This window comes from Achromobacter sp. GD03932 (assembly GCF_029839485.1).
GTDB classification, from domain to species: Bacteria; Pseudomonadota; Gammaproteobacteria; order Burkholderiales; family Burkholderiaceae_B; genus Achromobacter; species Achromobacter bronchisepticus_A.
Genome location: NZ_JAOCAT010000003.1, coordinates 1 through 24,333, shown reverse-complemented (window position 1 = coordinate 24,333; position 24,333 = coordinate 1). Strand labels below are relative to the sequence as shown.

The window sequence follows — 24,333 nt, the reverse complement described above, 5'->3', positions numbered from 1 at the left end:
CCCGATCAGGACTGGTCTTCAGGTTCGTCGGGCACGCCCGAGTGCGGGCCGGGCCGGTTTGCGCGGTCGATGAGGATCGACATTTCGATGCCACGGGCGATCTGCTCGTCGTGGAAGAAGCGCAAAGTGGGGACAGTGTGTATGTGCAGCAGCTTGTACAGCTGGGAATGCAGCCAACCGGCTTTTTCGTTCAGCAAGGCGGTCGCGGCTTCGGGCTCGGCGCCCAGAACCGTGAAATACACCTTGGCATGCGCGTAATCGGTCGACAGTTCCACACCAGAGAGCGTGATCAGTCCAGCGCGGGTCGTGTCGATCTCGCGCTGGATGATCCCGGCCAGATCCTTCTGGATCTGGTCGGCCAGCCGCAGATTGCGGCCGGGGATGGCTTTGGACTTGTGACGGCTCATTGGAAAAAATGCCTCGCGGTCGCCTTACAGCGTACGCGCGATTTCCTTGATTTCAAAGACTTCCAGCTGGTCGCCCACCTGGATGTCGTTGTTGCCGCGCAGCGTAAGGCCGCAGTCGAAACCCGACTTGACTTCCTTGACGTCGTCCTTGAAGCGGCGCAGCGAATCGAGCTGGCCGGTCCACTGGACCACGTTGTTGCGCAGCAGGCGGACTTGCGAATCGCGACGCACCAGGCCGTCCAGCACCATACAACCGGCGATGTTGCCGATGCGGGAAATGCTGTAAACCTCGCGGATCTCGACCAAGCCGATGACTTCTTCCTTCTTCTCGGGCGCCAACATGCCCGACATGGCTGCCTTCACCTCATCCACGGCGTCGTAGATGATGTTGTAGTAGCGCACGTCGATGCCGTTGTTCTCCGCCAGTTTCTTGGCGCTGGCTTCGGCGCGGACGTTGAAGCCGATGACGACGGCGTTCGAGGCGATGGCCAGGTTGATGTCGCTTTCCGAGATGCCGCCCACGGCGGCGTGCACGACCTGCACGCGCACTTCGTCGGTCGACAGCTTGACCAGGGACTGCACCAGCGCTTCCTGCGAACCCTGGACGTCGGTCTTCACGATCAGGGCCAGGGTCTGCGTGCCCTCGCCCAGGTTGTCGAACATGGACTCGAGCTTGGCGGCCTGTTGGCGGGCCAGCTTGACGTCACGGAACTTGCCCTGGCGGAACAGCGCGATTTCGCGCGCCTTGCGCTCGTCGGACAGCACCATCAGCTCGTCGCCAGCGGCCGGCACTTCGGTCAGGCCCTGGATTTCCACAGGGATCGACGGACCGGCTTCCTGGATAGGCTTGCCGTTTTCGTCCAGCATGGCGCGCACGCGGCCAAAGCTTGCGCCGGCCAGCACCACGTCGCCACGGTGCAGGGTGCCGCTTTGCACCAGGATGGTCGCGACCGGGCCGCGGCCCTTGTCGAGACGGGCTTCGATCACCAGGCCCTTGGCGGGCGCGTCGACGGGAGCCTTCAATTCCAGCACTTCGGCTTGCAGCAGCAGGTTTTCGAGCAGATCGTCGATGCCCTCGCCGGTCTTGGCCGACACGGACACGAACGGCACGTCGCCGCCGTATTCTTCCGGCACCACTTCCTCGGCAACCAGTTCCTGCTTGACGCGTTCGGGGTTGGCGGAGGGCTTGTCGATCTTGGTCATGGCCACGACCATCGGAACGCCTGCGGCCTTCGCGTGGTGAATGGCTTCGCGGGTCTGCGGCATCACGCCGTCGTCGGCCGCGCAGACCAGGATGACGATGTCGGTCGCCTTGGCGCCGCGGGCGCGCATGGCGGTAAACGCCTCGTGGCCCGGGGTGTCAAGGAAGGTCACCATGCCGCGTTCGGTCTGAACGTGGTAGGCGCCGATGTGCTGCGTAATGCCGCCGGCTTCGCCCGCGGCAACCTTGGCGCGGCGGATGTAGTCCAGCAGCGAGGTCTTGCCGTGGTCGACGTGGCCCATGACGGTCACGACCGGCGCGCGCGGCAGCTGTTCGGCTTCCGACACGCTGGCGGTTTCGTCCAGGAAGGCTTCCGGGTCGTCCAGCTTGGCGGCGATCGCCACGTGGCCCAGTTCCTCGACCACGATCATGGCGGTTTCCTGGTCCAGCACCTGGTTGATGGTGACCATCTGGCCCAGCTTCATCAGTTGCTTGATGACTTCGGCGGCCTTGACGGACATCTTGTGAGCCAGGTCGGCCACGCTGATGGTTTCCGGCACGTGAACTTCACGCGCGATGAATTCCTGCGGCGCCGGCTCGTTGCGGCGATCGTTCTGCTGGTTGCGGCCGCCTCGGCCGCCCTTGCCGCCACCCTTGCCGCCAGCGCGCCAGCCGTCGCGGCTGGCCGGGGCTGCCGGCTTGTCCGCGGGCTTCTTGCGCGAGGCGTCATCGGACCAGGTCGAAGCGACTTCGGCGGTCTTGATGGTCTTCTTCGCGCCGGGAGCGGCGGGCTTGGCGTCCTTCTTGGCGCCAGGAGCGGCGCCCGGCTTGCCAGCCGGCTTGTGCAGCGTGCCGGAGATCGGCGCGGCAGCGGCGGGCGCTTCCGGTTCGGGAGCGCGCAGCACCTTGCGCGGACGGTTCAGCATCTCGCGCAGGGCGGCGGCTTCAGCCTCGGCCTTGCGGCGAGCTTCATCGCGGGCCGCCGGCTGGGCGGAAGCCGCGAGAGGCGGGCCGGCGCGGCGGTTGTCCGCGCGGTTGCCAACCTTGACGGCGGGCGCGGCGGGCTCGGGCTTCGCGGCGGTTTTGACGGGTTCGGACTTCGCAGCAGGCTGAGCCTGGGCGACAGGCGCGGCGGCCTGGGAGGAAGATGTTTCGGACTTATTGGCTAGCACAACGGGTTCCGGCTTGGCTTCTTCAGCCTGGGGCTCGGTGGATTCAGTCTTGACTTCGGGCTTGGCCTCTTCGGCCACGGGCTCGGCAGGAGCAGGCGCCGGCGTCGGTTCGGGTTCAGGCTGGGCCTGGACTTCGGCGGCTTTCGCCTCGACGGGAGCGGGCGCTTCGGCCGCGACGGATTCAACAGGCGCGGGCGCTTCAACCGGCGCGGGCGCTTCTGCAGCAACGGGCTCTTCAGCCTTGGCCGGGGCAACAGCCTCGGCCTGGACGGGAGCGGTCTCGCGAGGAGCGGCAGCAGAGGGAGCCTCGGGCGCGACGGGCGCCGACACTTCCTGCGGCGCCGCTTCGGCGGCTGCTTCCTCTTCGGCACGCGCGGACGCGGCCTGTTCCAGGGCGATTTCGGAGGGATCACGCTTGACGAACACGCGCTTCTTGCGCACTTCGACTTGAATCGTGCGCGAACGGCCGGTGGCATCCGCCTGGCGGATCTCGGACGTCTGGCGGCGCGTCAAGGTGATCTTCTTGCCTTCGGTCGCGCCGTGGGCGCGACGCAGCGATTCGAGCAATTTCGCCTTGTCGCTGTCGGTGACGGAATCGTCGACCGATTTGAGGTCAACGCCAGCCGAGCGCAGCTGATCCAGCAGCACATTGGCAGGCATTTTCAGCTCGGTAGCGAACTGCGCGACGGTATTACTCGACATTAGGCTCTCTCTTCCCTATATGCAGCTATTACAAACAACGTGAACTCGCGGCGGCGGATATTCCGCCCGCCGCGGACCCGTGTCCTTTTGGTTATTCCTCGTCGAACCAATGGGCGCGGGCACGCATGATGAGATCGCTGGCTTCCTGCTCGGTCAGACCGGCGATTTCCGCCAGTTCGTCCGTCGCCAGTTCGGCCAGATCATCACGCGTATGCACTTGGCGCTCAGCCAGCTTGGCAGCCAGCTCGGGCGTCATGCCTTCGAGTTCGAGCAAATCCTGCGCGGTCTCAAGGCGCTCTTCCTGGGCGATCGCCTCGGTCAGCAGCGCATTGCGGGCACGGGCGCGCAACTCATTGATGGTGTCTTCGTCAAAGGCCTCGATTTCCAGCAGTTCCTGCATGGGCACGTAGGCGATTTCCTCGATACCGGTAAAACCTTCGTCGATCAGGATGTCAGCGACTTCCTCGTCGACGTCCAGCTTGCTCATGAACGTGGAGCGCAGGCCCGAACGCTCGACTTCCTGGCGGTTCAGGCTTTCTTCCGGCGTCATGATGTTGATCTGCCAGCCGGTCAGCTCGGAAGCCAGGCGGACGTTCTGGCCCTTGGCGCCAATGGCCTTGGGCAGGTTTTCCTCGTCCACCACGACGTCCATCGCGTGCTTGTCTTCATCAACGACGATGGACTCGACGTTGGCCGGCGCCAGGGCACCGATGACAAACTGAGCGGGGTCTTCCGACCACAGCACGATATCGACCTGTTCGCCGCCCAGCTCGTTGCGCACGGCGGTCACGCGCGAACCGCGCATGCCCACGCAGGTGCCGATCGGGTCGATGCGCTTATCGTATGCCACCACGGCGATCTTCGCACGCACGCCGGCATCGCGGGCCGCGGCTTTGATCTCGAGCAGGCCTTGCTCGATTTCGGGGACTTCGTTCTCGAACAGCTGGCGGATGAATTCCGGCGCGGTGCGCGACAGGATCACCTGCTGGCCGCGCGCGGCGTGGTCTACGCGCAACACAAAGGCGCGAACGCGGTCGGCCACCCGGAGGTTTTCCTTCGGGATCATTTCGGAACGCGGCAGGCGCGCTTCGATCTTGCCGGTTTCGACGATGGCGTCGCCCTTGTCCATGCGCTTGATCGTTCCGGACACGATGGTTTCGCCACGGTCCAGGAAGTCGTTCAGCACCTGTTCGCGCTCGGCGTCGCGGATCTTCTGCAGAATGGCCTGCTTGGCCGCCTGCGCGCCGATGCGGCCGAACTCGATGGGTTCGAGCGGCTCTTCGATGTACTCGCCTTCCTTGATGCCGGGAACGATTTCCAGCGCGTCCGACAGCATTTCCTGCTTGTCGGGCTCTTGCAGGCCTGCCTCATCGGGCACGACCAGCCAGCGGCGGAAGCCTTCGTGATCGCCCGTGTCCCTATCGATGGCGACACGGATGTCAGCATCATCCTTGAAGCGCTTTTTCATCGCCGAGGCCAGCGCGCTTTCCAGCGCTCCGAACACGACGTCGCGCGTGACGTTCTTTTCACGCGCCAAGGCATCGACCAACAGAAGAATTTCGCGACTCATCGCTTTTTGCCCTTGAAATCCAGAACGGGATCCAGTTTTGCACGTTCGATATCGTCGACCGTGAAATTCAACACCTGGACTTCGTTCTTTTTTGCCTCAAATTCGAGACCGAACACGGTCTTTTGCATTCCAGCAGCCGCGTCGGAGGCTGCGGCATCGTCTTCGGGCACCGTCAGGGTGCCGGCAAAGACCTTGCGGCCGTCCAATGCCTCGCGCAGCTTGATTTCGATGCGCTCGCCTGCGAACCGGCGGAAGTCGGCCTCGTTGCGCAGCGGGCGGTCGACGCCCGGCGAACCGACTTCCAGTCGTTTGTAGTCGACGTTCTCGACTTCGAACACCCGCGACAACTGGCGGGACACCTGTTCACAGTCTTCGATGCGCACACCGCCGACCCGATCGATCGTGACGCGCAAAAGGCCCAGGGCGGCACGCTCGACGTCCACGAGTTCGACGTCCATGCCGGCCAGAGCCTCTTTGGTCAATGCGAATAAATCAGCCATATACTCAAAAAAAATGGGCTGCACGCCCAGCCCACCGTATTGCACAGCGCCCAGCCGCCACCCTACTGCACGTAAGGAGCAATGCTGGGCAGTGCCCTATATTGCGACCTAAATTTGGCTTGCGCCGCCCAGGCCATTAAGACCGCCGCCCCAACCCGCAATCCGGGCCAGGCAGCACCAGGCGCAAAGTCCGATGCAAACTGCCAGGCTCTCGCCGCCCCCTGTATTTGCGTGCTTTTTCCTTGCGGGCACGCAAAAGACAACGGCGCGAAGCCATGAAAACCATTGATTTTACCAGATAAACTGGAAAAACGCCTGATTCGTCGCGGGCTTACGCTTATGCGGGACATATCCCGCGCGGCGGCGCGTCCGGCGCGCCGCCCGCGGACCTTCAGCGCCCCTGACGACCGCGCCCGCCCATCACACCGAGACGGGATTCGTGCGCCGAAGCGCCGCGCGGCTGCCAGTCATCGCCACGCGGAGACGACGAGGCATTGCGGGGTGCGCGCGGCTTGCCGCCAGCGTTCGGCCCCTTGTTGCCGCCGGCGCCGCCCGACTTATTGCCGCTACGGCCACCACCAGCGCCTGCCGGCTTGCCGCCGCGACCGCTATTGCCACGCGCGCCGGCAGGCTTGCCGCCGGCCGGCCGACGACCGCCGGCCGGCGCTTCCGCGACGTTGCCGGCACCAGCCTCGACCGACATGGCATTGCCAGGCTGACCGCCTGCCGCAGCCGCGCGCGGACCGCGCGGCTTGCCGCTGGACTTGCCGCCAGGCTTGCCCCCGCCCTGCTTGCCGCCAGCCTTGCCGCCGCCCGTTCCCGTTGCGGAACGGCCGCCGCCAGGCTTGCCGCCCTTGCGGTTGCCGCCAGCGCCCTCGCCCGACAGGGGGTGGCCATTGGCGTAACCGCCAGCAATCATCAAGCCCGTGCCAAAAGGATCCGACGGACACGCGGCCGCCTGGCCTGCGCTGCCCAAGCGGCCGCCTTGCAGCTTGCCGCGGCGGCCGATGCGCGCGCCGTTCATGCCGTTGCGGTCCATGGTGCCGAAACCCGGAGGCAGCGCGCTGTCATGAGATTGCGGCTGCTTGGAGCGGCGGCGGTTGCCGCCGGATTCGTCGTCGTCGCGCACCAGGCCCAACTGGACCATCAAGGCCGTGACCAGGGAAGAATCCAGCTCTTCCCAGCGGCCGCGGCGCAACGTACGCGGCAGGACCACGTCGCCAAAACGGGTGCGGATCAGCCGGCTGACCGTGACGCCCACGGCCTCGAACATGCGGCGGACCTCACGATTGCGGCCTTCCTGCAGCGTGACGCGATACCAGCGGTTGCTGCCGTCGCCGCCCAGGTAGTCCAAGGCGCCGAAGGCAGCCATGCCGTCGTCCAGCTCGATGCCGTCGACCAGCGACTGGCGCTGGGCCTCGTCCATCTCGCCCAGCACACGCACCGCGTACTCGCGCTCCGTGCCGTAGCGCGGATGCATGATGCGGTTGGCCATGTCGCCGGAGGTCGTGAAGATCAACAGGCCTTCAGTATTCAGGTCCAGGCGGCCGACCGACAGCCATTTACCCGTGCGCAGCTTGGGCAGACGGGCAAAAACGCTTGCGCGGCCACCCGGGTCGTCGTGGCTGACGATCTCGCCGGCGGGCTTGTGATACAGGATCACGCGCGGCGGCTTTTTCGTGTTGACGCGCATGATGGGCTTGCCGTTGACGCGCACCTGGTCATTGGGTGCCACGCGCTGGCCGATATGGGCCGGCTCGCCATTGACCGACACGCGGCCCGCGACGATCAGTTCTTCCATTTCGCGGCGCGAACCGATGCCGGCATCCGCCAGCACCTTGTGCAGCTTGGGCATGACCGAATCGCTGTTCAGGTACTTGCCCAGACGCTGCTCCATGCGGTCAGCGGTTTCCAGGTACGACAGCGCCTGCTCGGCTTCCTGCTCGGTGCCGCGCGATTCCTGCGGCTCGGCCTGAGGGGCGGCGGCCGCCGCGGGCTGCGCCTCGCCGGCCGGCGCCTGCTCGGCGGCGGTATCGCCGCGGCGGCGGCGGAACGGCGTTCTCAGCTTGCGGCCCCTGCCGCGGGCTCCCGTCTCGCCTTCAGCCGCCGGCTCACGCGCGGCGGATTCCGGCTGGCCGTTGGAAACGGCATCATCCGAACGGGGATTGTCGTCCTGCATTGCTGTATTCGTTGTCACTGGGACAGCTCCGAATTTCAAACTTGGGTGGGCCTGCCTGCGGCAGGCTCGTCATCATCTGGGGACGCCGGCTCTCGATCGGTCTCGGGCCGCTCGAAGCCTGCCTCGTCCGATTCCGGAGAGGCGGCATCCGGGCCAGGCCGAACAGGATCGGCAAGACCGGAAGCGGGCTCATGCCCGGCGGCGTCAGGCGCCGCGGTATCGGTCTCGTCAATCGGGTCGGTCGGTTCCGCGTGTTTTGCGTTCTCGACGTTTTCCTTTGCAGCGCCGGCTTCTGGGGCATCGGCGGCCATATCGGAAATGTCGTTGTCAGCCGTATCGTCGGGAAAACCGGACGTGGCTGACGTATTGGACAAGCCTTCGGCTTGCTCCCGGACGGTGGATTCGTCGGCGGGATCCGCGCCTTCTTCTGTGCGCGAAAGCATGGATTCTACGCTATCGACGGGAGCGATGGGTATATCCTGTTCCGAAACAGACAATTCCGCAACCGGAATACTGCTTTCGGACACGTCGGGCTCGCCTGCCGTGACCGCAGGTTCGCCCTCGGGACGAGCCTCGGCTTCGCCGCCAGCCCCGCCCTCGGCACTTATCTCACCTTCGGCACCTTGCTCGACCTCGGCAATGGCTTGGTCGGCTGCCTCGGCGCCCTCGGCAGACGCATCAGCCTCTGCGGCGGGCGCTTCCCCACCCAGCACCTGCTGCACTTCGCCCAGGTCCAGCCCGGCGAGCGCCGCAGCGGCCTGCGCGGATTCCAGCGCCGGCAATTCGTCCAGGGCGCGCAGGCCCAGGTCATCGAGAAACTGGCGTGTCGTGCCGAACAGCGCCGGACGGCCCGGCGCGTCGCGGTGGCCGATGACCTCGATCCAACCGCGGTCTTCCAGCGCCTTCACGATCTGCGAAGACACGGTGACGCCGCGGATATCCTCGATGTCGCCACGCGTCACCGGCTGGCGCCAGGCCACGATGGCCAGCGTCTCCATCACGGCGCGCGAGTACTTGGGCGGCTTTTCCGGATTGAGGCGCTCAAGGTAGCGCTGCATGCGCGGACGGCTCTGAAAGCGCCATCCGGTGGCCAACTGCACCAGTTCCAGCCCGCCATCGGCCCAATTGGCCTGCAGCGTTTCCAGAAGCGTGCGCAATGCGCTGTTGTCGAATTGTTCATCGTCCCCGAACAGCTTGCGCATATCGGACAGTTGCATCGGCTGCGCCGCGCAAAGCAGCGCGGTTTCCAACACGAGTATTGCCTCGCTATCGTTCATCGACATTCAAATTCAAAAAGGGCTAACTTGCGCTAGGTTGAAAATAAGGCTACTATTCATTTCTCAGACGCGGGGTGGAGCAGTCTGGCAGCTCGTCGGGCTCATAACCCGAAGGTCGTAGGTTCAAATCCTGCCCCCGCAACCAAATTGATTCAGGCCTGGCGATTTCGCCGGGCCTTTTTCATTTGCGGCGCCGGAAAAAATCAGCGAGTCCGGCAAACCCGACCGCACCAGCGCGCGCGGCGCGCCAGCACAGACACCCGCCGCCACGCCGGCAGCCTCGGCGGCTCGCCAGCAACAGACAGCATTGGTTTGCGTAGTTCTCACGGGATTCCTGTGTTTACCGCCATGCGCCCCGGGTAGAGGTACCCTGGACATGTGCCGAAACGACCGCGCCAATCGGGATTGAGCGGGATGCCTGCCGCGCCTGGCGCAGCAAACACTCAAGCAAATTCTGGAAAAGCCGGCACAAATCGCCAGCCAGCCCGCGGAGCACGCCGGCAACCCGGCGCCGCTTTCCCGCGGCAATCGATATCAAGGACCTGAATCATCGAGGCTCGGGCGCCACGGACAGACCGCCGCACCCCACAAACCCGATATGTTTCCCCTGGCGCACGCGAAAAACCGGTTCCGCGATGCCGCGGCTCACCCGAGCCGCAACCACGATTCTTGGATGTTTTCTAACTACACACAGCAGGCATCCGCCGACCGCGCCCAACATATTCAAGCAGTTGTTTCATTATACCGCCATATACCCCACCCTCAAGCCCGCACGGCGCCTTGCGCGGCGCAAAAACTACGGAGCAGGCTTGTCCCATGGCGTGGACTCCAGGCGGCTCACGAGAAAATCCAGCATGGATCTCAAGATCAGGGGCATCTGGCGACGCGAGACATAAACGCCGTAAATGCCCAACTCCTGGGGCTTGCTTTGGGTCAGGATGGCCCGCAGGCGGCCCGATGCGATGTCGTCCGCGGCATAGTAGGTCGGCAACATCGCAATGCCCGCGCCCTCCAGCGCCGCGCGCGCCAACACCGAGACCTCGTTCGCGCTGATATTGCCGCTGACGGGCACATCCACCGGCTCGCCATCGCGCTCGAAACGCCACAGGCTCTTGCCGAAATACGAATGGGTCAGACAGTTGCGCAAGGACAGGTCTTCGATGCGCGCCGGCACGCCTTCGCGCTGCAGATACTCGGGCGAGGCGCACACCACCGAGCGGCAGACCGCCAGCTTGCGGGCAATCAGGTTGGGATCCAGGTCGTTGGTGATGCGTACAGCCAGATCCACGCGCTCTTCCACCAGATTGACGGCGCGATCCACCAGCATCAGGTCGACCGAGGTGCCCGGATGCAGCTTGACGTAGTCGGTAATGGCGCTGGCCAGATGGCGCGAGCCGAACGACATGCTGGTGGTGATGCGCAGCAGGCCGCGGGGCGTATCGTCCGGGGTCGATACCGCATTGCGCAGATCCCCCACCATGTCCAGCATCTGCCGACAGCGCGGCAGCGTTTCGGCGCCAGCGGGCGTCAGGCTCAGACGCCGCGTCGTGCGATGCAGCAGGCGCACCCCCACCCACTGCTCCATTTCCGCGAGATAGCGCGACACCATGGCGCGCGACATGTCCAGATGAATCGCCGCCGCCGACAGGCTGCCCCTGTCAGCGACTTCCACGAATACCTGCATGGCTTTCAAACGATCCATGATTGTCTCGATTCTTGCACCAGACCGCTCCGGTTATACCGTATTTCGGCGCAACATCGACACCATAATCGAGACCGCCGCCCGCGAACCCTGACCGGGCCAGACGTTCAGACGCAGGCGTTCAAGAGGTCGGCTGCCCGAGCGCGACGCTCAGGGCAGCACGGACCTCGCCCGCCTCAAGCCCCCGCAAGATGCAGACCAGCCGCGACGCCCGCCCCTCGTCCGGCCAGCGCTCCAGCTGATTGATCGGATAGAGCTCGCCATGCACGCCATGCACCTCGCACGGCAGCGCCTCGCCCTCGAAGCACACCAGCCCCTTCACGCGCAGCAAGCCCTGCCCATAGCGCTCCAGAACCCGCGACATGCCGGCAAGAAACGCCGCCCGTCCGACGGGAGCGGCCAGTACCAGCGAGAAACTGCCCACATCCCCATGAACGGCGCCCCGCGGCTGCGCGAAGGGCCGCAACCAATTCGCCAGAGCGACGCCATCGCGCCTGGCCTGCAGATCGAGGCCCGCGCGCAGCGGATCCGCAAGCGGCGCATCGGGCCATTGCACGCAGCGCCGCGCCCCTGGATTGATGGCGACCACCGCCTGCTCCAGAAGATCCAGACTCGCCGCGTCCGCCAGATCGGGCTTGCTGAACACCACGACATCCGCCAGGGCCAGTTGCCGCAACGCTTCGGGCTGCCGTTCCAATTGGTCCGATCCGCCGCGCGCGTCCGCCAGGACGATCGCGCCCCGGTACGCATAGCGCTCGGCGAGGAAGCGGTCGTGCTTGAGGGTGAACAGGATGGGCGCGGGATCGGCCAAGCCGCTGGTTTCGATGATCACGCGACGAAAGGGCTTGATCTTGCGGCTGAGCGCCAACATGAATAACTCGCGCAAGGCTTCGACCACCGCGCCGCTGACGACGCAGCACAGGCAGCCGCCCTCGATCAGGACGATGTTGTCGCGGGCCTGGCGCACCAGATGATGGTCGACGCCCACCTCGCCGTATTCGTTGACGATGACAACGCTATCGGCGTACGACGGATCCCGCAGCAACCGGTTGAGCAGCGACGTCTTGCCGCTGCCCAGGAAACCGGAAATCACCGTCACGCCTATGCGCTTGTCGTCCATACCCGACCTTCCATGCAAGCCATTCCGATGGAGAAAACCAAAAGGGCCATTCACTTGCGTGAATGGCCCTGAATTCTTTGGCTCCCCGAGCTGGGCTCGAACCAGCGACCTGCGGATTAACAGTCCGTCGCTCTACCGACTGAGCTATCGGGGAACTGCTAAGAAACGAGATTATGAACTAAAAATTCGAACTGTGCAAATCGCTGATTTTTTCGCCTGTTTGGCCTGCTTGGTTTCCCATCGCAAAAAAACTCTGATATGATCTCGGTCTTTCCAGATCGGACCCCATAAACAGGGTGACGGACCGGAAAAAACAAAGATGTTTTGCTTGCGGTTCTTACAAGAGAAAAGCGGAGCAAATGGTCTTGCCGGCATAGCTCAGTTGGTAGAGCAGCGCATTCGTAATGCGAAGGTCGTAGGTTCGACTCCTATTGCCGGCACCAGATTCCAAAAAGCAGCCCTCTCGGGCTGCTTTTTTCATTTCCGCGCCGGTTCGCGCACCACCCTTCTCCCCCTCCACCCGGGAACTCCCGCCCGCCGCCATGCGTCCAACCTGCTGGACCATCCTGGCGGACATCACCATGCGCATCCTTCTAGTCGAAGACGACCTCATGATAGGCGAGAGCGTGCTGGACTGCCTGCGCGCCGAGCACTACGCCGTAGACTGGGTCAAGGACGGCAATGCCGCGGAACTCGCGCTGCGCACCGATACCTACGACCTCATACTCCTGGACCTGGGCCTGCCCAAGCGCGACGGCCTGTCGCTGCTGCGCGATCTGCGCACGCGCAAGGACCGCACGCCGGTGCTGATCGCCACCGCCCGCGACGCGGTGAGCGACCGGATCGCGGGACTGGACGCCGGCGCCGACGACTACGTGGTCAAACCCTACGACGTGGATGAACTGCTGGCCCGCATGCGCGCCCTGATCCGCCGCAGCGCGGGCCGCGCGGAACCGGTGTTCGAGCACGAGGGCATCACCATCGACCCCCAGTCGCACGCCGCCATGGTGGACGGCGCTCCGGTCACGCTGACCGCGCGCGAATGGGCGGTGCTGGAACCGCTGATCGCGCGCCCGGGCATGATTTTTTCGCGCGCCCAGCTGGAAGAAAAGCTGTATAGCTGGAAAGACGGCATCAGCAGCAACGCGGTTGAGGTTTATATTCATGGCCTGCGCAAGAAGCTGGGTCAGAACCTGATCCAGAACGTCAGAGGCGTCGGCTATGTCATCCCCAAAACATGAGCATTCCGCTTAGCTACTCACTGAGAGCCAGGCTGCTTTTCTTCCTGTTGGCCGCCATCATGGTCGGCGCGCTGGTGCAAGGCGTCATCGCCTACCGCAGCACCCTGGCGCAGGCCGACGATATCTTCGACTCGCTGCTGCAGCGCACCGCCCTGTCGCTGGGCACGGGCGACGGACTGCTCAGCACAGGCCCGGCGCACGCGCGCGGCGCGGGATCGCCCGTGGCGGACGACCTGATCATCCAGATCTGGACACCCGACGGCGTGCGCGTCTTCAATTCCCGATCCCGCCGGCCGTTGCCGGACCAGATCATCCTCGGCTTCTCCGACGCGAAGATGGAGGGCAGCACCTATCGCGTGTATTCGCTGGCCACGCCCTTCCAGGTCATCCAGGTGGCGCAGGACATGGCCGTGCGCACCAGCATGGCGCGCGCGCTGGCGCTGCGCACCATCGCCCCCATCGCCGCAGCAGCCCCCTTGCTCATGCTGATCGTCTGGTGCGTGGTCAGTTGGTCGCTACGGCCAGTGAAGCGCGCGCGCTCCCAGGTTGCGGCGCGCCAGCCCGAAGACCTGTCGCCCGTCAGCGTGGAGGGCCTGCCCGATGAGATCCGGCCGCTGGTGCTGGAACTGAACCTGCTGCTGGAGCGCATGCGCGGCGCCTTCGCGCAGCAGAAACAGTTCGTCGGCGATGCGGCGCACGAACTGCGTTCGCCCCTGACGGCGCTGCGCCTGCAGTTGCAGGCCCTGCAACGCGCGGGCGATGCGGATGCGCGCCGGCTTGCCGAACAACGGCTGGCCGCGGGCATCGACCGCGCCACGCGCCTGGTGGAGCAACTGCTCTCCCTGGCGCGCCACGAAAGCGCGGCGGAACAGGCGCCCGCCGAAGCCGTGGACCTGGCCGACGTGCTGCGCCAGGCGCTCTCTGAAATGCTGCCCCAGGCCAACGCCAAGTCACTCGGCATCGATCTGGACGGCGCGCCGCAAGCCTGGGTGCAGGGACACCGCGACGCACTGACACTGCTGGTCCGCAATCTGCTCGACAACGCGATCAAGTACACGCCCGCCGGCAAGCGCATCCACCTCCATCTGGAACAGACTTCCGCTGAAGCCGCCCTGCTGATCGACGACGAAGGCCCGGGTATCGCCCCCGAAGAACGCGAGCGCGTGTTCGACCGCTTTTACCGCGTCGAAGGCAATGCGCAGCACGGCAGCGGCCTGGGGCTGGCGATCGCGCGCAGCATCGCCGACCAGCACGGCGCCGCCATAGAACTGCAGGACACGCCGGCTGGCTCAGGCCTGCGCGTGAAGGTGGTTTTTCCGACTTAAGGCTCGCCTAAGTGTCAGGCCCGAAGATAGCGCCATGTCCTTCAACATGAACGCAGGAGCCGACATGAAGACCACCCAAATGAAACCCTCGCGCCTGGTGCTGGCGCTGCTGGCTGCCGGCGCCATAGGCGGCGCGGGCGCAACCGCCTTCACCGGCGGCGTTTCGATGGCGGCCAACGCGCCGGCCATCACCTCCTCCATCCAAACGCCGGGCACGTCCAGCCCGCCGAATTTCGCGCAGATCACGCGCGACTTCGGCCCGGCCGTGGTGAACATCAGCGTCAGCGGCACGCGCAAGGTGTCGGCCGACGAAGGCGATCCCTTCGCCCAGTTCTTCGGCCAGATTCCCGGCGCGCGCGGCCAGCGGCCTGCGCGTGAAGTACCCATGCGCGGCGAAGGCTCCGGCTTCATCGTCAGCGCCGACGGCATCATCCTGACCAATGCGCACGTGGTCCAGGACGCCAAGGAAGTCACGGTCAAGCTGACCGACCGCCGTGAATACAAGGCCAAGGTGCTGGGCTCGGATCCCCAGACCGACGTGGCCGTCCTCAAGATCGACGCCAAGAACCTGCCGGTGGTGAAGGTGGGCGACGTCAACCAGCTGCAGGTGGGCGAATGGGTGCTGGCCATCGGCTCGCCCTACGGCCTGGAAAACACGGCCACTGCCGGCATCGTCAGCGCCAAGGGCCGCTCGCTGCCCGACGACACCTCGGTGCCTTTCATCCAGACGGACGTGGCGGTCAACCCCGGCAACTCGGGCGGCCCGCTGTTCAACGACCGCGGCGAAGTCGTGGGCATCAATTCGCAGATCTACAGCCGCACCGGCGGATTCCAGGGCCTGTCGTTCTCGATCCCGATCGATGTGGCCTACAAGATCAAGGACCAGATCCTGGAACACGGCAAGGTGCAGCACGCCAGGCTGGGCGTGACGGTGCAGGAAGTGAACCAGGACCTGGCCAACTCCTTCAAGCTGGATACGCCCTCGGGCGCGCTGGTTTCCAGCGTGGAGAAAGGCAGCGCCGCCGACAAGGCCGGCCTGCAGCCCGGCGACGTGGTGCGCAAGATCGACGGCAAGACCATCGTGTCCTCGGGCGACCTGGCCTCCACCATCACGCTGGCCACGCCGGGCGAGAAGATCAAGCTGGACGTCTGGCGCAACGGCTCGCAGAAGGAGCTGGTCGCCACCCTGGGCGGCGTGCCCAAGGACAAGACGCAGGCCTCGGCGGGCGACCAGGAGGTGCAGCGCGGTCAGCTCGGCCTGGCGCTGCGGCCGTTGAGTCCGCAGGAGCAGCAGGCGGCGGGCACCGAGGGCTTGCTGATCGAACGCTCGATCGGACCGGCCGCCAAGGCCGGGATCGAACCGGGAGACGTGCTGCTGTCGCTGAACGGCGTGCCGGTGCACAACGTCGCGCAGGTGAAGGACGCGCTGTCCAAGGCGGGTAAGACGGTCGCCCTGCTGGTGCAGCGCGGCGAAGACAAGATCTTCGTGCCGGTGCAGATCGGCTGAGCCGGTCCACACCCGGCTAGGCGCTACTCCGCGTCGGGCTGCTTGCCCGGCGCGGCCGCGTCGAACGCCGGCAACGCACGGCAGGCGGCATCGATGCGCACGACGTTGGGCATGGCCGACAGGTCGCAGTCGAAACGCTGGGCGTTCGCCACCTGAGGCACCAGGCACAGGTCGGCGATCGTGGGCGTATCGCCGTGGCAGAAGAGGCCGGTGGCGGAAGAGCCCGCCAGTTGCGCCTCCAGGGCTTCCAGACCCTGATGCACCCAGTGCTTGTACCAGGCGGTCTTGGCCGCCTCGTCCACGCCCAGGGTGTGCTTCAGGTACTTCAGCACGCGCAGGTTGTTCAAGGGATGCGTGTCGCAGGCAATGCCCAGCGCCAGGTCGCGCACCCGCGCGCGGCCGACCGCGTCCGCCGGCAGCAACGGCACTTCGGGATGCGTTTCTTCCAGGTATTCGATGATGGCCAGCGACTGGCCGATGACGGCGTCGCCATCGACCAGCGTGGGCACCAGCGCGGTCGGATTCACCTTGCGGTAATCCGCCGACAGTTGCTGGCCGCCGTCCTTCAGCAGATGCACGGGCAGGTATTCGTAGGGCAAGCCCTTCAGGTTCAGGGCGATGCGCACGCGGTACGCGGCCGAGCTGCGAAAGTAGCTGTACAACTGCATGAAGTCTCCTTGATTTTCTGTTGCGGCGCCGCGCATGCGCGCGGCGTCCGTCTGCTTATTCCAGCGATTCCGTCTGCGCCGACTTGCGGGACAGCCCCTTGGGCAGCGGGAACGCCACATTCTCTTCCAGGCCGGGCATGGTGCGTACCGAGACCGCGCCCAATTCCTTGACGCGGTCGATCACCTGCTGCACCAGGATCTCGGGCGCGGACGCGCCCGCGGTCACGCCGATGCGCTTGCGGCCCACCAGCCAGGCAGGGTCGATCGATTGTGCGCCGTCGATCAGATAGGAAGCGACGCCCTTGCGTTCGGCCACTTCGCGCAGCCGGTTGGAGTTGGAACTGTTGGGACTGCCCACCACCAGCACCAGGTCGCAATCCGGCGCCATCACCTTGACCGCGTCCTGGCGGTTCTGGGTGGCGTAGCAGATATCGCTTTTCTTGGGCTCGACGATATTGGGGAAGCGCTCTTTCAACGCCCGCGACACGGCCGCCGCGTCGTCCACCGACAAGGTGGTCTGCGTGACGTAGGCCAGGTTCTCGGGATCGGTCACTTGCAGGCCGGCGACGTCCTCGACGGTCTCGACCAGGTACATGCCGCCCTGGGCCTGGCCCAGCGTGCCCTCGACCTCGGGATGGCCCTTGTGGCCGATCATGATGATCTCGCGGCCGGCGGCGCGCATGCGGGCCACCTCGATGTGGACCTTGGTGACCAGCGGGCAGGTGGCGTCGAACACGCGCAGCCCGCGGGCTTCGGCTTCGGCCCGCACCGCCTTGGACACGCCGTGCGCCGAAAACACCACGATGGCGCCGGCAGGCGCGTCATCCAGCTCGTCGATGAAGATGGCGCCCTTGGCGCGCAGGTCTTCCACCACGTAGCGGTTATGGACGATTTCGTGGCGCACATAGATGGGCGCGCCGTGCAGTTCAAGCGCGCGCTCGACGATGTCGATGGCGCGATCCACGCCGGCACAGAAGCCGCGCGGCTGCGCCAGCAGGACTTCGGCGTCGGCGGCGGTGACAACCTGGCTCATCAGAGGACTCCCAAGAGCGCCACGTCGACCCGCAAGCTGATGCCCGCGAGCGGGTGGTTGAAATCGAACAGGGCCGATTCGTCGTTGATTTCCTTCAGGACGCCCGAATAGCGGCCGCCATTGGGCGCGGTGAATTCCACCAGGTCGCCCGGCTCGAAGGCGGCGTCGGCGCCGGCATGCTCGGCCAGCATGGCGCGCGTGACGCGCTGGATCAGTTCGGGGTTGCGTTCGCCGTAGGCATTGGCGGGTTCCACCGTGACGCTGAAGCGCTCGCCTTCAGCGCGGCCGACCAGCGCGGCTTCCAGCCCGGGCGCCCATTGGCCGCTACCCATCTGCAGCGTGCCGGGACGGCCGTCGAAGGTATCGGCGAACACGGAATCCTTGCCCGGTCCCGAGGCCAGCGTGATGCGGTAGTGCAGCGTCAGGTAGGAATCCGGACGGACCAAAACGTTCACTTCATTAGAGGCGATGCTCAAGATCTGCCACCGTATATGCAATTGAATAAACCTTGATTTTAGAGCCTCTTATGAAATTGTCCGACCGGCTGCCCAAACACGAGCGTCCCAGGGAGCGACTGCTGCGCCACGGCGCCGCCGCGCTCCAGGACTCGGAACTGCTGGCCATCGCCCTGCGCACCGGCGTTCCCGGCCTGGACGTGGTGGAATTGGGCAGCCGGCTGCTGGCCAGATACGGCGGCCTGCGGGGCCTCCTGGGCACGACGCCCGAGGAGCTGACCGCGGTTCCCGGCCTGGGAACCGCCAAGGCGTGCATGCTGGCCGCCCTGCTGGAACTGGCCCGCCGCGCCATCGAGGAAGACCTGGCCCGCAACAGCAACCTGGATCACCCGCTGCAGGTAAAACAATATTGCAAGATGGCGCTGGGGCACCGCCAGGTGGAACACTGCATTGCGCTCTACCTGGACAACCGCCTGCGCCTGATCGCCACGGGCGAACTGGCGCGCGGCACCCTGTCCCAGGCATCGGTCTATCCCCGCGAGGTCGTGCGCGAAGCCCTGCGCCACCACGCGGCGGCCCTGATCATCGCCCACAACCATCCGTCCGGCCTGGCCGAGCCCAGCGCCGCGGACCGCGGATTCACCCAGCACCTGAAGCAGGCGCTCGCCCTGGTGGACATCCGGCTGGTGGACCACCTGATCGTGGCCGCCGGCACCGTCGTGTCCATGGCCGAACTCGGCGGCCTTTAGGGGCTGCGGCCGGCGCCCGAATTCGTTAGACTAGCGCCCGCAATTGTTTTAGGCTTAACGCATCTCTCGACCCACCCCGCCTGACATGAAACGCTTGTGGGACATCTCCCCGCCCGTCTCCACGGCGTCGCCAGTCTTTCCTGGCGACACGCCGTACCGCCAGCAATGGAAATGGTCGCTTGCGCCCGGCTGCCCGGTCAACGTCAGCGAAATCACCATGTCGCCGCACATCGGCGCGCATGCTGACGCGCCCCTGCATTACCAGAACGGCGCCGCCGCCATCGGCGCGGTGTCCCTCGAACCGTTCCTCGGGCCCTGCCGCGTCATCCACGCCGTCGACTGCGGCCCCCTCATCACGGTGGACCACCTGGCCCATGCGGCCTTGAACCTGCCGCCCCGCGTGCTGGTCCGCACCGCCAAGCACGCCGCGCAGGACTGGTGGACCGACGATTTCTCCGCTTACGCGCCCCAGACCATCGAATGGCTGGCCGAACGCGGCGTCATGCTGATCGGCCTGGATACGGCCAGCATCGACCCCGCCTCCAGCAAGACCCTGGACAGCCACCACACGATCTTGCGGCACGACATGCGGGTACTGGAAAACCTGGTGCTCGACGATGTGCCGGAAGGCGATTACGAGTTGATCGCACTGCCGTTGGCGCTGGTCCAGGCCGATGCCAGCCCGGTTCGCGCCGTCTTGCGCGAACTGTAGGCTGGTCCGCTGGCCATGGCGGCCGATCCGAAGTCGGCCGCCGGTTCTGGAAGCACGACCATGAAAGACCATTCCGATTTGCATGCGGCGCTTGCCTGCGTCCGCCCCCACGCGCCCTCGTGGCGCGCCCTGCCCGCCTCGGCCCGCCGCGCCGCCCCGCCCTGCAAGGGAGGCCGCGCATGAGCCACTCCGAACGCCCCGAGGACATCGTCCGCCAGGAAAAAGCGCAGCTGGATTTCACGCGCGACATGACCTACGGCGATTACCTGCATCTGGACGAACTGCTGGGCGCGCAGCATCCGCTGTCGCCCGAGCACAACGAGATGCTTTTCATCATCCAGCATCAGACCAGCGAACTCTGGATGAAGCTGATGCTGCACGAGCTGCGCGCCGCCATCGCCAACGTGGCCGCCGACCGGCTGCAGCCCGCCTTCAAGATGCTGGCCCGCGTCAGCAAGATCATGGAACAGCTGGTCCACGCCTGGGACGTGCTGGCGACCATGACGCCGCCCGAGTATTCGGCGCTGCGCCCCTATCTGGCGCGTTCCAGCGGATTCCAGAGCTATCAGTACCGCCAGGTCGAATTCCTGCTGGGCAACAAGAACGCGGCCATGCTCAAGCCGCACGCGCACCGCGAGGACCTGCTGGCCCAGGTGCGCAGCGCCTATGAAGCCCCATCGCTGTACGACGAGGCGCTGCGGCTGCTGGCGCGCCACGGCCTGGACGTGCCGGCCGACCACCTCGAGCGCGACTGGACCCAGCCCTACCAATCGTCGGCTGGCGTGGAAGCCGCCTGGCTGACGGTCTACCGCCAGCCCGACCGCTACTGGGACCTGTACCAGCTGGGAGAAAAGCTGACCGACCTGGAAGACGCGTTCCGCCTGTGGCGCTTCCGCCACGTCACCACGGTCGAACGGGTCATCGGCTTCAAGCGCGGCACCGGCGGCACGTCGGGGGTGGATTACCTGAGGCGCATGCTGGAAGTGGTGCTGTTCCCCGAGATCTGGAAGCTGCGCACGGATCTCTAAGCGCCGAAACAATCCGACCCCAATTTCTGGCAAGGACCGCCCGCTACGCGGCGAGTCCTTTCCTCTTGGCCTGGCCAAAATTCCCATGCTAGAATTTGGGGTTACTTTTTGGATACGTGGCTGGAACAGTCGACGAGTATCCGGCCGCTGGGCAAACCCGATCCGCATGTCGACGGGTTCGCCAGGCTGGCGGGACACCGGACACCCGGCTGGCGACCCTAACAACTTGCAAGGCTCGACCGAGCCCTAGGAAAGCACCATGAAAGAAGGCATTCACCCCGAATACCGCGAAGTCGTCTTCGCCGACCTGCAAACGGGCAACAAGTTCATCACCCGTTCGACCGTCCAAACGCGCGAAAGCATCGAACTGGATGGCAAGACGTACCCGCTCTTCAAGTGCGACGTGACCTCCGAATCGCATCCGTTCTACACGGGCGCCCAGACGCGTATCGTCGAAACCGGCCGCGTGGAAAAATTCCGCGCCCGCTTCGCCCGCACCGCAGGCACGGTCAAGTCCGCTTCCTGATCTGTCGCTCCCCCGGGAGCCGCAGCGAAAAGGCAGCCTCCGGGCTGCTTTTTTTTCTCCCTGGCCGTCCGATTCTGACGCTGGGTACTAGCGCAACCAGACCACTCGGTTACATTAACGCCCGTGTCCCCACTTTCCATTTCCACTCCGGCCCGGCTCACGTCCGTGGCCACCGCGAAACTGCCCAGACTGATACTGCTGGGCTTGTCGCTGGCCTATATCGTGGCCGGCCTGTTCATGCGCGACCCGTGGAAAACAGACGATGCCGTGGGGCTGGCGACCATGATCACGGCGATCCGCGAAGGCGGCATCACCTGGCTGCTGCCGCAGGTGGGACATCTGGCGCACGCCGAGGAAGGCCCCCTGATCACCTGGGTGGGCGCGATCTGCATCTGGCTGTTCGGCCCCTTCATCGGCGACATCACCGCCGGCCGCCTGCCCAATCTGCTGTGGTTCGGCATCACCGCCACCAGCGTCTGGTACGGCACCTATCTGCTGGGCCGACGCGCCGAGGCGCAACCGCTGGCCCTGCCCTTCGGCGGCGAACCCGAGCCGCGCGACTACGGACGCATGCTGGCGGACGCCGCGCTGCTGTTGTTGCTGGCCACGGTCGGCATCCTGCAGCGCACCCACGAAACCACCGTCGTGCCCGCCATCATGGCGTGGCAGGCGCTTGCCTTCTATTCGCTGGCGCGCAGCATAGACCGGCCGTTCACCGGCAGCACCACTCTGGGCATCGCCCTGGCGGCCAGTTTCCTGACCCGCGGCTGGGTCGGCGCCATCCCCATCATGGTGGGCGCGGCACTGGCGTTCTATCCGCGCAGCCGGCTGTGGAAATGCCGCCGCTGGCTGCTGTGGGCCGCGCTGCTGGCCGCCGTTCTGATCCTGGCCTGGTGGATACCCGCCAGCCAAAGCAGCGAGTACTGGATCCGCAACTGGAAGATCTGGAACCTGTCGTCCTTCACCGTGCCGCCGTGGCATGACATCGGGCGCACCCTGCGCGATCTGCCCTGGTACCTGTGGCCGACCTGGCCGCTGGCCCTGCTGGCCATCTGGCGCTGGCGCGCCTGGCTCTATGCGCCGCACATCTGGCTGCCCCTGGCCCTGCTGGTGTGCTCGGCGGTCGTGCTGTTCGGCTTGGAAGAAGCTTCCGATTCCGAATATGTGCTGCTGGCCGTGCCCTGCGCGGTGCTGGGCGCGTTCTCGCTGCCCACGCTGCGCCGCGGCGTGGTCAACACGCTGGACTGGTTCGCCGTCATGTGCTTTTCGCTGACGGCCACCACGGTCTGGCTGGGCTGGGTCGCCCTGCACTTCGGCTGGCCGGCGCAGATTTCCCGCAATATCGCCCGCCAGACCACCGGCTACGAACCCGAGATCTCCTGGGTGGCGTTCGCGCTGGCCGTGGGCTTCACCGTGGGCTGGATCGCGCTGGTGGTGTGGCGGCTGCGGGTGCGGCCGCAGGCGTTGTGGCGCGGCACGGTGCTGTCGGCCGGCGGCCTGACCGTGACCTGGATCCTGCTGGTGCTGTTGTGGCAACCGGCCGTGGACTACGCCCGCAGCTACCGCACCGTGTCGGGCCAGCTGGCCCATGCGCTGAAAGAGAACGCGCGCCCCGGCGAGTGCGTGCGCGGGCTGAGCCTGGGCAGCGGGCAGCGCGCCTCGTTCCTGATCTTCGATAACCTGACGTTCACGTTCGACTCCAAGTGCACGCTGGTGCTGCAGCAGACCAGCAATCAGAGCTTGCGCGACAACACCGCCGCTTACAGCGACGGCGCCGAGGTGCTGTGGCAAGGCGGCCGGCGCGCCGACCGCCAGGAAGTCTTCCGCCTGCTGCGAGTCGGCGCCCCCCGATGACGCCCGCTCCCGCCGCGCCGATGAGTTTCGGCGCCACCCTGCGCGGCATCGCCAGGCAGGCCTGGCCGGTGCTGGTCAGCCAGTGGGCCGGCATCTCCTTCGGCGTGCTCGACACCGCCATGACCGGCCATTCCAGCGCCGCCGACCTGGCGGCAATGGCGCTGTCCGCATCGATCTACATCACTATCTTCGTCGGACTGATGGGCGTGGTGCACGCCCTGATTCCCATCCTGGCCCAGCACTTCGGCGCAGGCAACAACCTCGAGGTCGGCCGCAGCTGGGGCCAGGGCGTCTGGCTGGCGCTGGGCTTGTCCGTGGTGGGCGCCGTGCTGATGCTGTTCCCCAACATGTGGCTGTCCATGTCCGGCGAGGTCGCTCCCGGCGTGCGCGAACGCATCGGCTCGTATCTGCAGGCCCTGGTGCTGGCCCTGCCCGCCGCGCTGGTGTTCCGCACCATCTACGCGCTGGGCACGTCGGTCTCGCGGCCCAAGCTGGTCATGGCGATCAACCTGACGGCCATTGGCTTCAAGGCCTTCTTCAACTGGCTGTTCATCTACGGCAAGCTGGGATTGCCCGCCATGGGGGCCACCGGCGCCGGACTGGCCACCGCCGTGGTGTCGTGGATGAGCCTGGGCCTCGGCTTGTGGGTCATCACCCACGACCGCTACTACCGCCGCTTCAAGCTGCACGTCGGCAAGCCCGACTGGAAGACGCTCAAGGAGCTGCTGCGCCTGGGCATCCCCATGGGCGGCTCCTACCTGGTCGAAGTGTCGGCCTTCACTTTCATGGCCCTGCTGGTGGCGCGCGAAGGCACCTACGTGACCGGCGGCCATCAGATCATGTCGAACCTGGCCGCGCTCTGCTACATGATGCCCATGGCGCTGGGCGTAGCCACGGCGGCCCTGACCGCGCAGGCCATCGGCGCGGGCAACCTCGCCCATGCACACCGCACCGGCATGGCCGGCCTGACGCTGGGCATACTGGGCGCGCTGTTGACGGCGGCGGTGCTGCTGGCCGGCCGCCCGCTGATCCTGGCCGCCTACACCGACAACCCCGAGGTGGCCGCGGTGGCGACCACGCTGCTGGCCGTCCTGCCCCTGTTCCACCTGTTCGACTCGATGCAGTGCATCAACTCCTACCTGCTGCGCGCCTACAAGGTCGCGGTGGTGCCGCTGCTGCTGCAAGTGGTGGCGCTGGCGGGCGTGGGCCTGGTCGGCGGCTGGTGGTTCGGCTTCGGCCCGGGTCGCGGCGGCCTGGACGGCGTGCGCGCCATCCTGGTCCCTGGATCTCCCCAGGGCGCCGGCAGCATGTGGCTGATGGCCATGGTCGGCCTGGGACTGTCGGCGGCCTTGCTGCACTACTGGTACCGGCGCATCGTGCGTGGGACGATCAAGTAAAAAAAGCA

At 65.9% G+C, this 24,333-nt stretch carries 20 protein-coding genes and 3 tRNA genes; 11 read left to right on the top strand and 12 right to left on the bottom strand.

Going from position 1 to position 24,333, the window contains the following annotated elements; all coding sequences use genetic code 11:
* Positions 1-5: 5 nt before the first annotated feature.
* The 6 genes from rbfA to scpB form a co-directional block, all read right to left on the bottom strand.
* Positions 6-407: a 30S ribosome-binding factor RbfA gene (gene rbfA, locus N5C88_RS03395; protein ID WP_006388333.1), complete on the bottom strand. Its 402-nt coding sequence runs from the start codon at positions 405-407 to the stop codon at positions 6-8.
* A 24-nt stretch (positions 408-431) separates the two neighbouring features.
* Positions 432-3,482 carry a translation initiation factor IF-2 gene (infB, locus tag N5C88_RS03390; protein WP_280014688.1) on the bottom strand — a complete coding sequence of 1,017 codons (3,051 nt, stop codon included), beginning with the start codon at positions 3,480-3,482 and terminating at the stop codon, positions 432-434.
* Positions 3,483-3,573: 91 nt separating this feature from the next.
* Entirely contained in the window at positions 3,574-5,052 is a 1,479-nt protein-coding gene (gene nusA / locus N5C88_RS03385) for a transcription termination factor NusA (protein WP_118934803.1), read from the bottom strand.
* Complete coding sequence (rimP, locus tag N5C88_RS03380) at positions 5,049-5,552, bottom strand: ribosome maturation factor RimP (protein ID WP_059379281.1); 504 nt, start codon at positions 5,550-5,552, stop codon at positions 5,049-5,051. Before rimP ends, nusA begins: the two co-directional genes overlap by 4 nt.
* Positions 5,553-5,943: 391 nt before the next feature.
* On the bottom strand, positions 5,944-7,731 hold the full coding sequence (locus tag N5C88_RS03375) for a pseudouridine synthase (RefSeq protein WP_280014687.1): 1,788 nt from the start codon (positions 7,729-7,731) through the stop codon (positions 5,944-5,946).
* Between the two features lie 35 nt (positions 7,732-7,766).
* A complete protein-coding gene (scpB, locus tag N5C88_RS03370) occupies positions 7,767-9,014 on the bottom strand; it encodes an SMC-Scp complex subunit ScpB (protein ID WP_118934228.1) in 1,248 nt (415 codons plus the stop codon).
* 62 nt (positions 9,015-9,076) lie between these two features.
* On the opposite strand from scpB, the gene N5C88_RS03365 reads away from it, so the two are divergent.
* A tRNA-Met gene (locus N5C88_RS03365) sits at positions 9,077-9,153 on the top strand.
* Positions 9,154-9,804: 651 nt separating this feature from the next.
* On the opposite strand, the gene N5C88_RS03360 is transcribed toward N5C88_RS03365, so the two are convergent.
* From N5C88_RS03360 to N5C88_RS03350, 3 genes are all read right to left on the bottom strand, one after another.
* Positions 9,805-10,710 carry a LysR family transcriptional regulator gene (locus tag N5C88_RS03360; RefSeq protein WP_251877233.1) on the bottom strand — a complete coding sequence of 302 codons (906 nt, stop codon included), beginning with the start codon at positions 10,708-10,710 and terminating at the stop codon, positions 9,805-9,807.
* Between the two features lie 121 nt (positions 10,711-10,831).
* A complete protein-coding gene (locus N5C88_RS03355; protein WP_280014685.1) occupies positions 10,832-11,830 on the bottom strand; it encodes a GTP-binding protein in 999 nt (332 codons plus the stop codon).
* 78 nt (positions 11,831-11,908) lie between these two features.
* Positions 11,909-11,984, bottom strand: a tRNA-Asn gene (locus tag N5C88_RS03350).
* Positions 11,985-12,197: 213 nt separating this feature from the next.
* Between N5C88_RS03350 and N5C88_RS03345 the strand changes: the two genes are divergently transcribed.
* The 4 genes from N5C88_RS03345 to N5C88_RS03330 all read left to right on the top strand — a co-directional run bounded on the left by N5C88_RS03345 (position 12,198) and on the right by N5C88_RS03330 (position 15,903).
* Positions 12,198-12,273 (top strand) — tRNA-Thr (locus N5C88_RS03345).
* 138 nt (positions 12,274-12,411) lie between these two features.
* Positions 12,412-13,071 carry a response regulator gene (locus N5C88_RS03340; protein WP_059379341.1) on the top strand — a complete coding sequence of 220 codons (660 nt, stop codon included), beginning with the start codon at positions 12,412-12,414 and terminating at the stop codon, positions 13,069-13,071.
* Positions 13,068-14,396 (top strand): ATP-binding protein, encoded by a 1,329-nt coding sequence (locus tag N5C88_RS03335; protein WP_280014684.1) that lies wholly within the window; start codon positions 13,068-13,070, stop codon positions 14,394-14,396. The genes N5C88_RS03340 and N5C88_RS03335 overlap by 4 nt, the downstream gene beginning before the upstream one ends.
* A gap of 64 nt (positions 14,397-14,460) precedes the next feature.
* Positions 14,461-15,903: a DegQ family serine endoprotease gene (locus N5C88_RS03330; protein ID WP_059379342.1), complete on the top strand. Its 1,443-nt coding sequence runs from the start codon at positions 14,461-14,463 to the stop codon at positions 15,901-15,903.
* Between the two features lie 23 nt (positions 15,904-15,926).
* On the opposite strand, the gene maiA is transcribed toward N5C88_RS03330, so the two are convergent.
* The 3 genes from maiA to N5C88_RS03315 are packed head-to-tail and all read right to left on the bottom strand — an operon-like array spanning position 15,927 to position 18,080.
* Entirely contained in the window at positions 15,927-16,571 is a 645-nt protein-coding gene (maiA, locus tag N5C88_RS03325) for a maleylacetoacetate isomerase (RefSeq protein ID WP_054450982.1), read from the bottom strand.
* 55 nt (positions 16,572-16,626) lie between these two features.
* The gene (gene ispH / locus N5C88_RS03320) at positions 16,627-17,604 is read right to left on the bottom strand and encodes a 4-hydroxy-3-methylbut-2-enyl diphosphate reductase (RefSeq protein WP_118934220.1); all 978 of its coding nucleotides are present in this window, start codon (positions 17,602-17,604) and stop codon (positions 16,627-16,629) included.
* Positions 17,604-18,080, bottom strand: coding sequence for an FKBP-type peptidyl-prolyl cis-trans isomerase (locus tag N5C88_RS03315; protein ID WP_118934218.1), 477 nt, complete (start codon positions 18,078-18,080; stop codon positions 17,604-17,606). The genes ispH and N5C88_RS03315 overlap by 1 nt, the downstream gene beginning before the upstream one ends.
* A 50-nt stretch (positions 18,081-18,130) precedes the next feature.
* Between N5C88_RS03315 and radC the strand changes: the two genes are divergently transcribed.
* From radC to N5C88_RS03285, 6 genes are all read left to right on the top strand, one after another.
* Positions 18,131-18,808, top strand: coding sequence for a DNA repair protein RadC (radC, locus tag N5C88_RS03310; protein WP_280014683.1), 678 nt, complete (start codon positions 18,131-18,133; stop codon positions 18,806-18,808).
* Between the two features lie 85 nt (positions 18,809-18,893).
* Positions 18,894-19,520, top strand: a complete 627-nt coding sequence (gene kynB, locus N5C88_RS03305; RefSeq protein ID WP_059379291.1) for an arylformamidase — start codon at positions 18,894-18,896, stop codon at positions 19,518-19,520.
* 179 nt (positions 19,521-19,699) lie between these two features.
* Positions 19,700-20,548 (top strand): tryptophan 2,3-dioxygenase, encoded by an 849-nt coding sequence (gene kynA / locus N5C88_RS03300; RefSeq protein WP_054450977.1) that lies wholly within the window; start codon positions 19,700-19,702, stop codon positions 20,546-20,548.
* A gap of 259 nt (positions 20,549-20,807) precedes the next feature.
* Positions 20,808-21,074, top strand: coding sequence for a type B 50S ribosomal protein L31 (locus tag N5C88_RS03295; protein ID WP_054450976.1), 267 nt, complete (start codon positions 20,808-20,810; stop codon positions 21,072-21,074).
* 123 nt (positions 21,075-21,197) lie between these two features.
* The gene (locus N5C88_RS03290; RefSeq protein WP_059379293.1) at positions 21,198-22,928 is read left to right on the top strand and encodes a hypothetical protein; all 1,731 of its coding nucleotides are present in this window, start codon (positions 21,198-21,200) and stop codon (positions 22,926-22,928) included.
* Complete coding sequence (locus tag N5C88_RS03285) at positions 22,925-24,325, top strand: MATE family efflux transporter (RefSeq protein ID WP_059379294.1); 1,401 nt, start codon at positions 22,925-22,927, stop codon at positions 24,323-24,325. The genes N5C88_RS03290 and N5C88_RS03285 overlap by 4 nt, the downstream gene beginning before the upstream one ends.
* Positions 24,326-24,333 lie beyond the last annotated feature (8 nt).

What these genes read in the sequence shown, in the direction of transcription:
- N5C88_RS03375 (WP_280014687.1), bottom strand. Translation starts at nt 7,731, where the DNA reads ATGCAGGACGACAATCCCCGTTCGGATGATGCCGTTTCCAACGGCCAG.
- N5C88_RS03355 (WP_280014685.1), bottom strand. Translation starts at nt 11,830, where the DNA reads ATGGACGACAAGCGCATAGGCGTGACGGTGATTTCCGGTTTCCTGGGC.
- nusA (WP_118934803.1), bottom strand. Translation starts at nt 5,052, where the DNA reads ATGAGTCGCGAAATTCTTCTGTTGGTCGATGCCTTGGCGCGTGAAAAG.
- maiA (WP_054450982.1), bottom strand. Translation starts at nt 16,571, where the DNA reads ATGCAGTTGTACAGCTACTTTCGCAGCTCGGCCGCGTACCGCGTGCGC.
- N5C88_RS03295 (WP_054450976.1), top strand. Translation starts at nt 20,808, where the DNA reads ATGAAAGAAGGCATTCACCCCGAATACCGCGAAGTCGTCTTCGCCGAC.
- rbfA (WP_006388333.1), bottom strand. Translation starts at nt 407, where the DNA reads ATGAGCCGTCACAAGTCCAAAGCCATCCCCGGCCGCAATCTGCGGCTG.
- infB (WP_280014688.1), bottom strand. Translation starts at nt 3,482, where the DNA reads ATGTCGAGTAATACCGTCGCGCAGTTCGCTACCGAGCTGAAAATGCCT.
- radC (WP_280014683.1), top strand. Translation starts at nt 18,131, where the DNA reads ATGAAATTGTCCGACCGGCTGCCCAAACACGAGCGTCCCAGGGAGCGA.
- N5C88_RS03285 (WP_059379294.1), top strand. Translation starts at nt 22,925, where the DNA reads ATGACGCCCGCTCCCGCCGCGCCGATGAGTTTCGGCGCCACCCTGCGC.
- N5C88_RS03360 (WP_251877233.1), bottom strand. Translation starts at nt 10,710, where the DNA reads ATGGATCGTTTGAAAGCCATGCAGGTATTCGTGGAAGTCGCTGACAGG.
- kynA (WP_054450977.1), top strand. Translation starts at nt 19,700, where the DNA reads ATGAGCCACTCCGAACGCCCCGAGGACATCGTCCGCCAGGAAAAAGCG.
- N5C88_RS03340 (WP_059379341.1), top strand. Translation starts at nt 12,412, where the DNA reads ATGCGCATCCTTCTAGTCGAAGACGACCTCATGATAGGCGAGAGCGTG.
- rimP (WP_059379281.1), bottom strand. Translation starts at nt 5,552, where the DNA reads ATGGCTGATTTATTCGCATTGACCAAAGAGGCTCTGGCCGGCATGGAC.
- ispH (WP_118934220.1), bottom strand. Translation starts at nt 17,604, where the DNA reads ATGAGCCAGGTTGTCACCGCCGCCGACGCCGAAGTCCTGCTGGCGCAG.
- kynB (WP_059379291.1), top strand. Translation starts at nt 18,894, where the DNA reads ATGAAACGCTTGTGGGACATCTCCCCGCCCGTCTCCACGGCGTCGCCA.
- N5C88_RS03335 (WP_280014684.1), top strand. Translation starts at nt 13,068, where the DNA reads ATGAGCATTCCGCTTAGCTACTCACTGAGAGCCAGGCTGCTTTTCTTC.
- N5C88_RS03330 (WP_059379342.1), top strand. Translation starts at nt 14,461, where the DNA reads ATGAAGACCACCCAAATGAAACCCTCGCGCCTGGTGCTGGCGCTGCTG.
- scpB (WP_118934228.1), bottom strand. Translation starts at nt 9,014, where the DNA reads ATGTCGATGAACGATAGCGAGGCAATACTCGTGTTGGAAACCGCGCTG.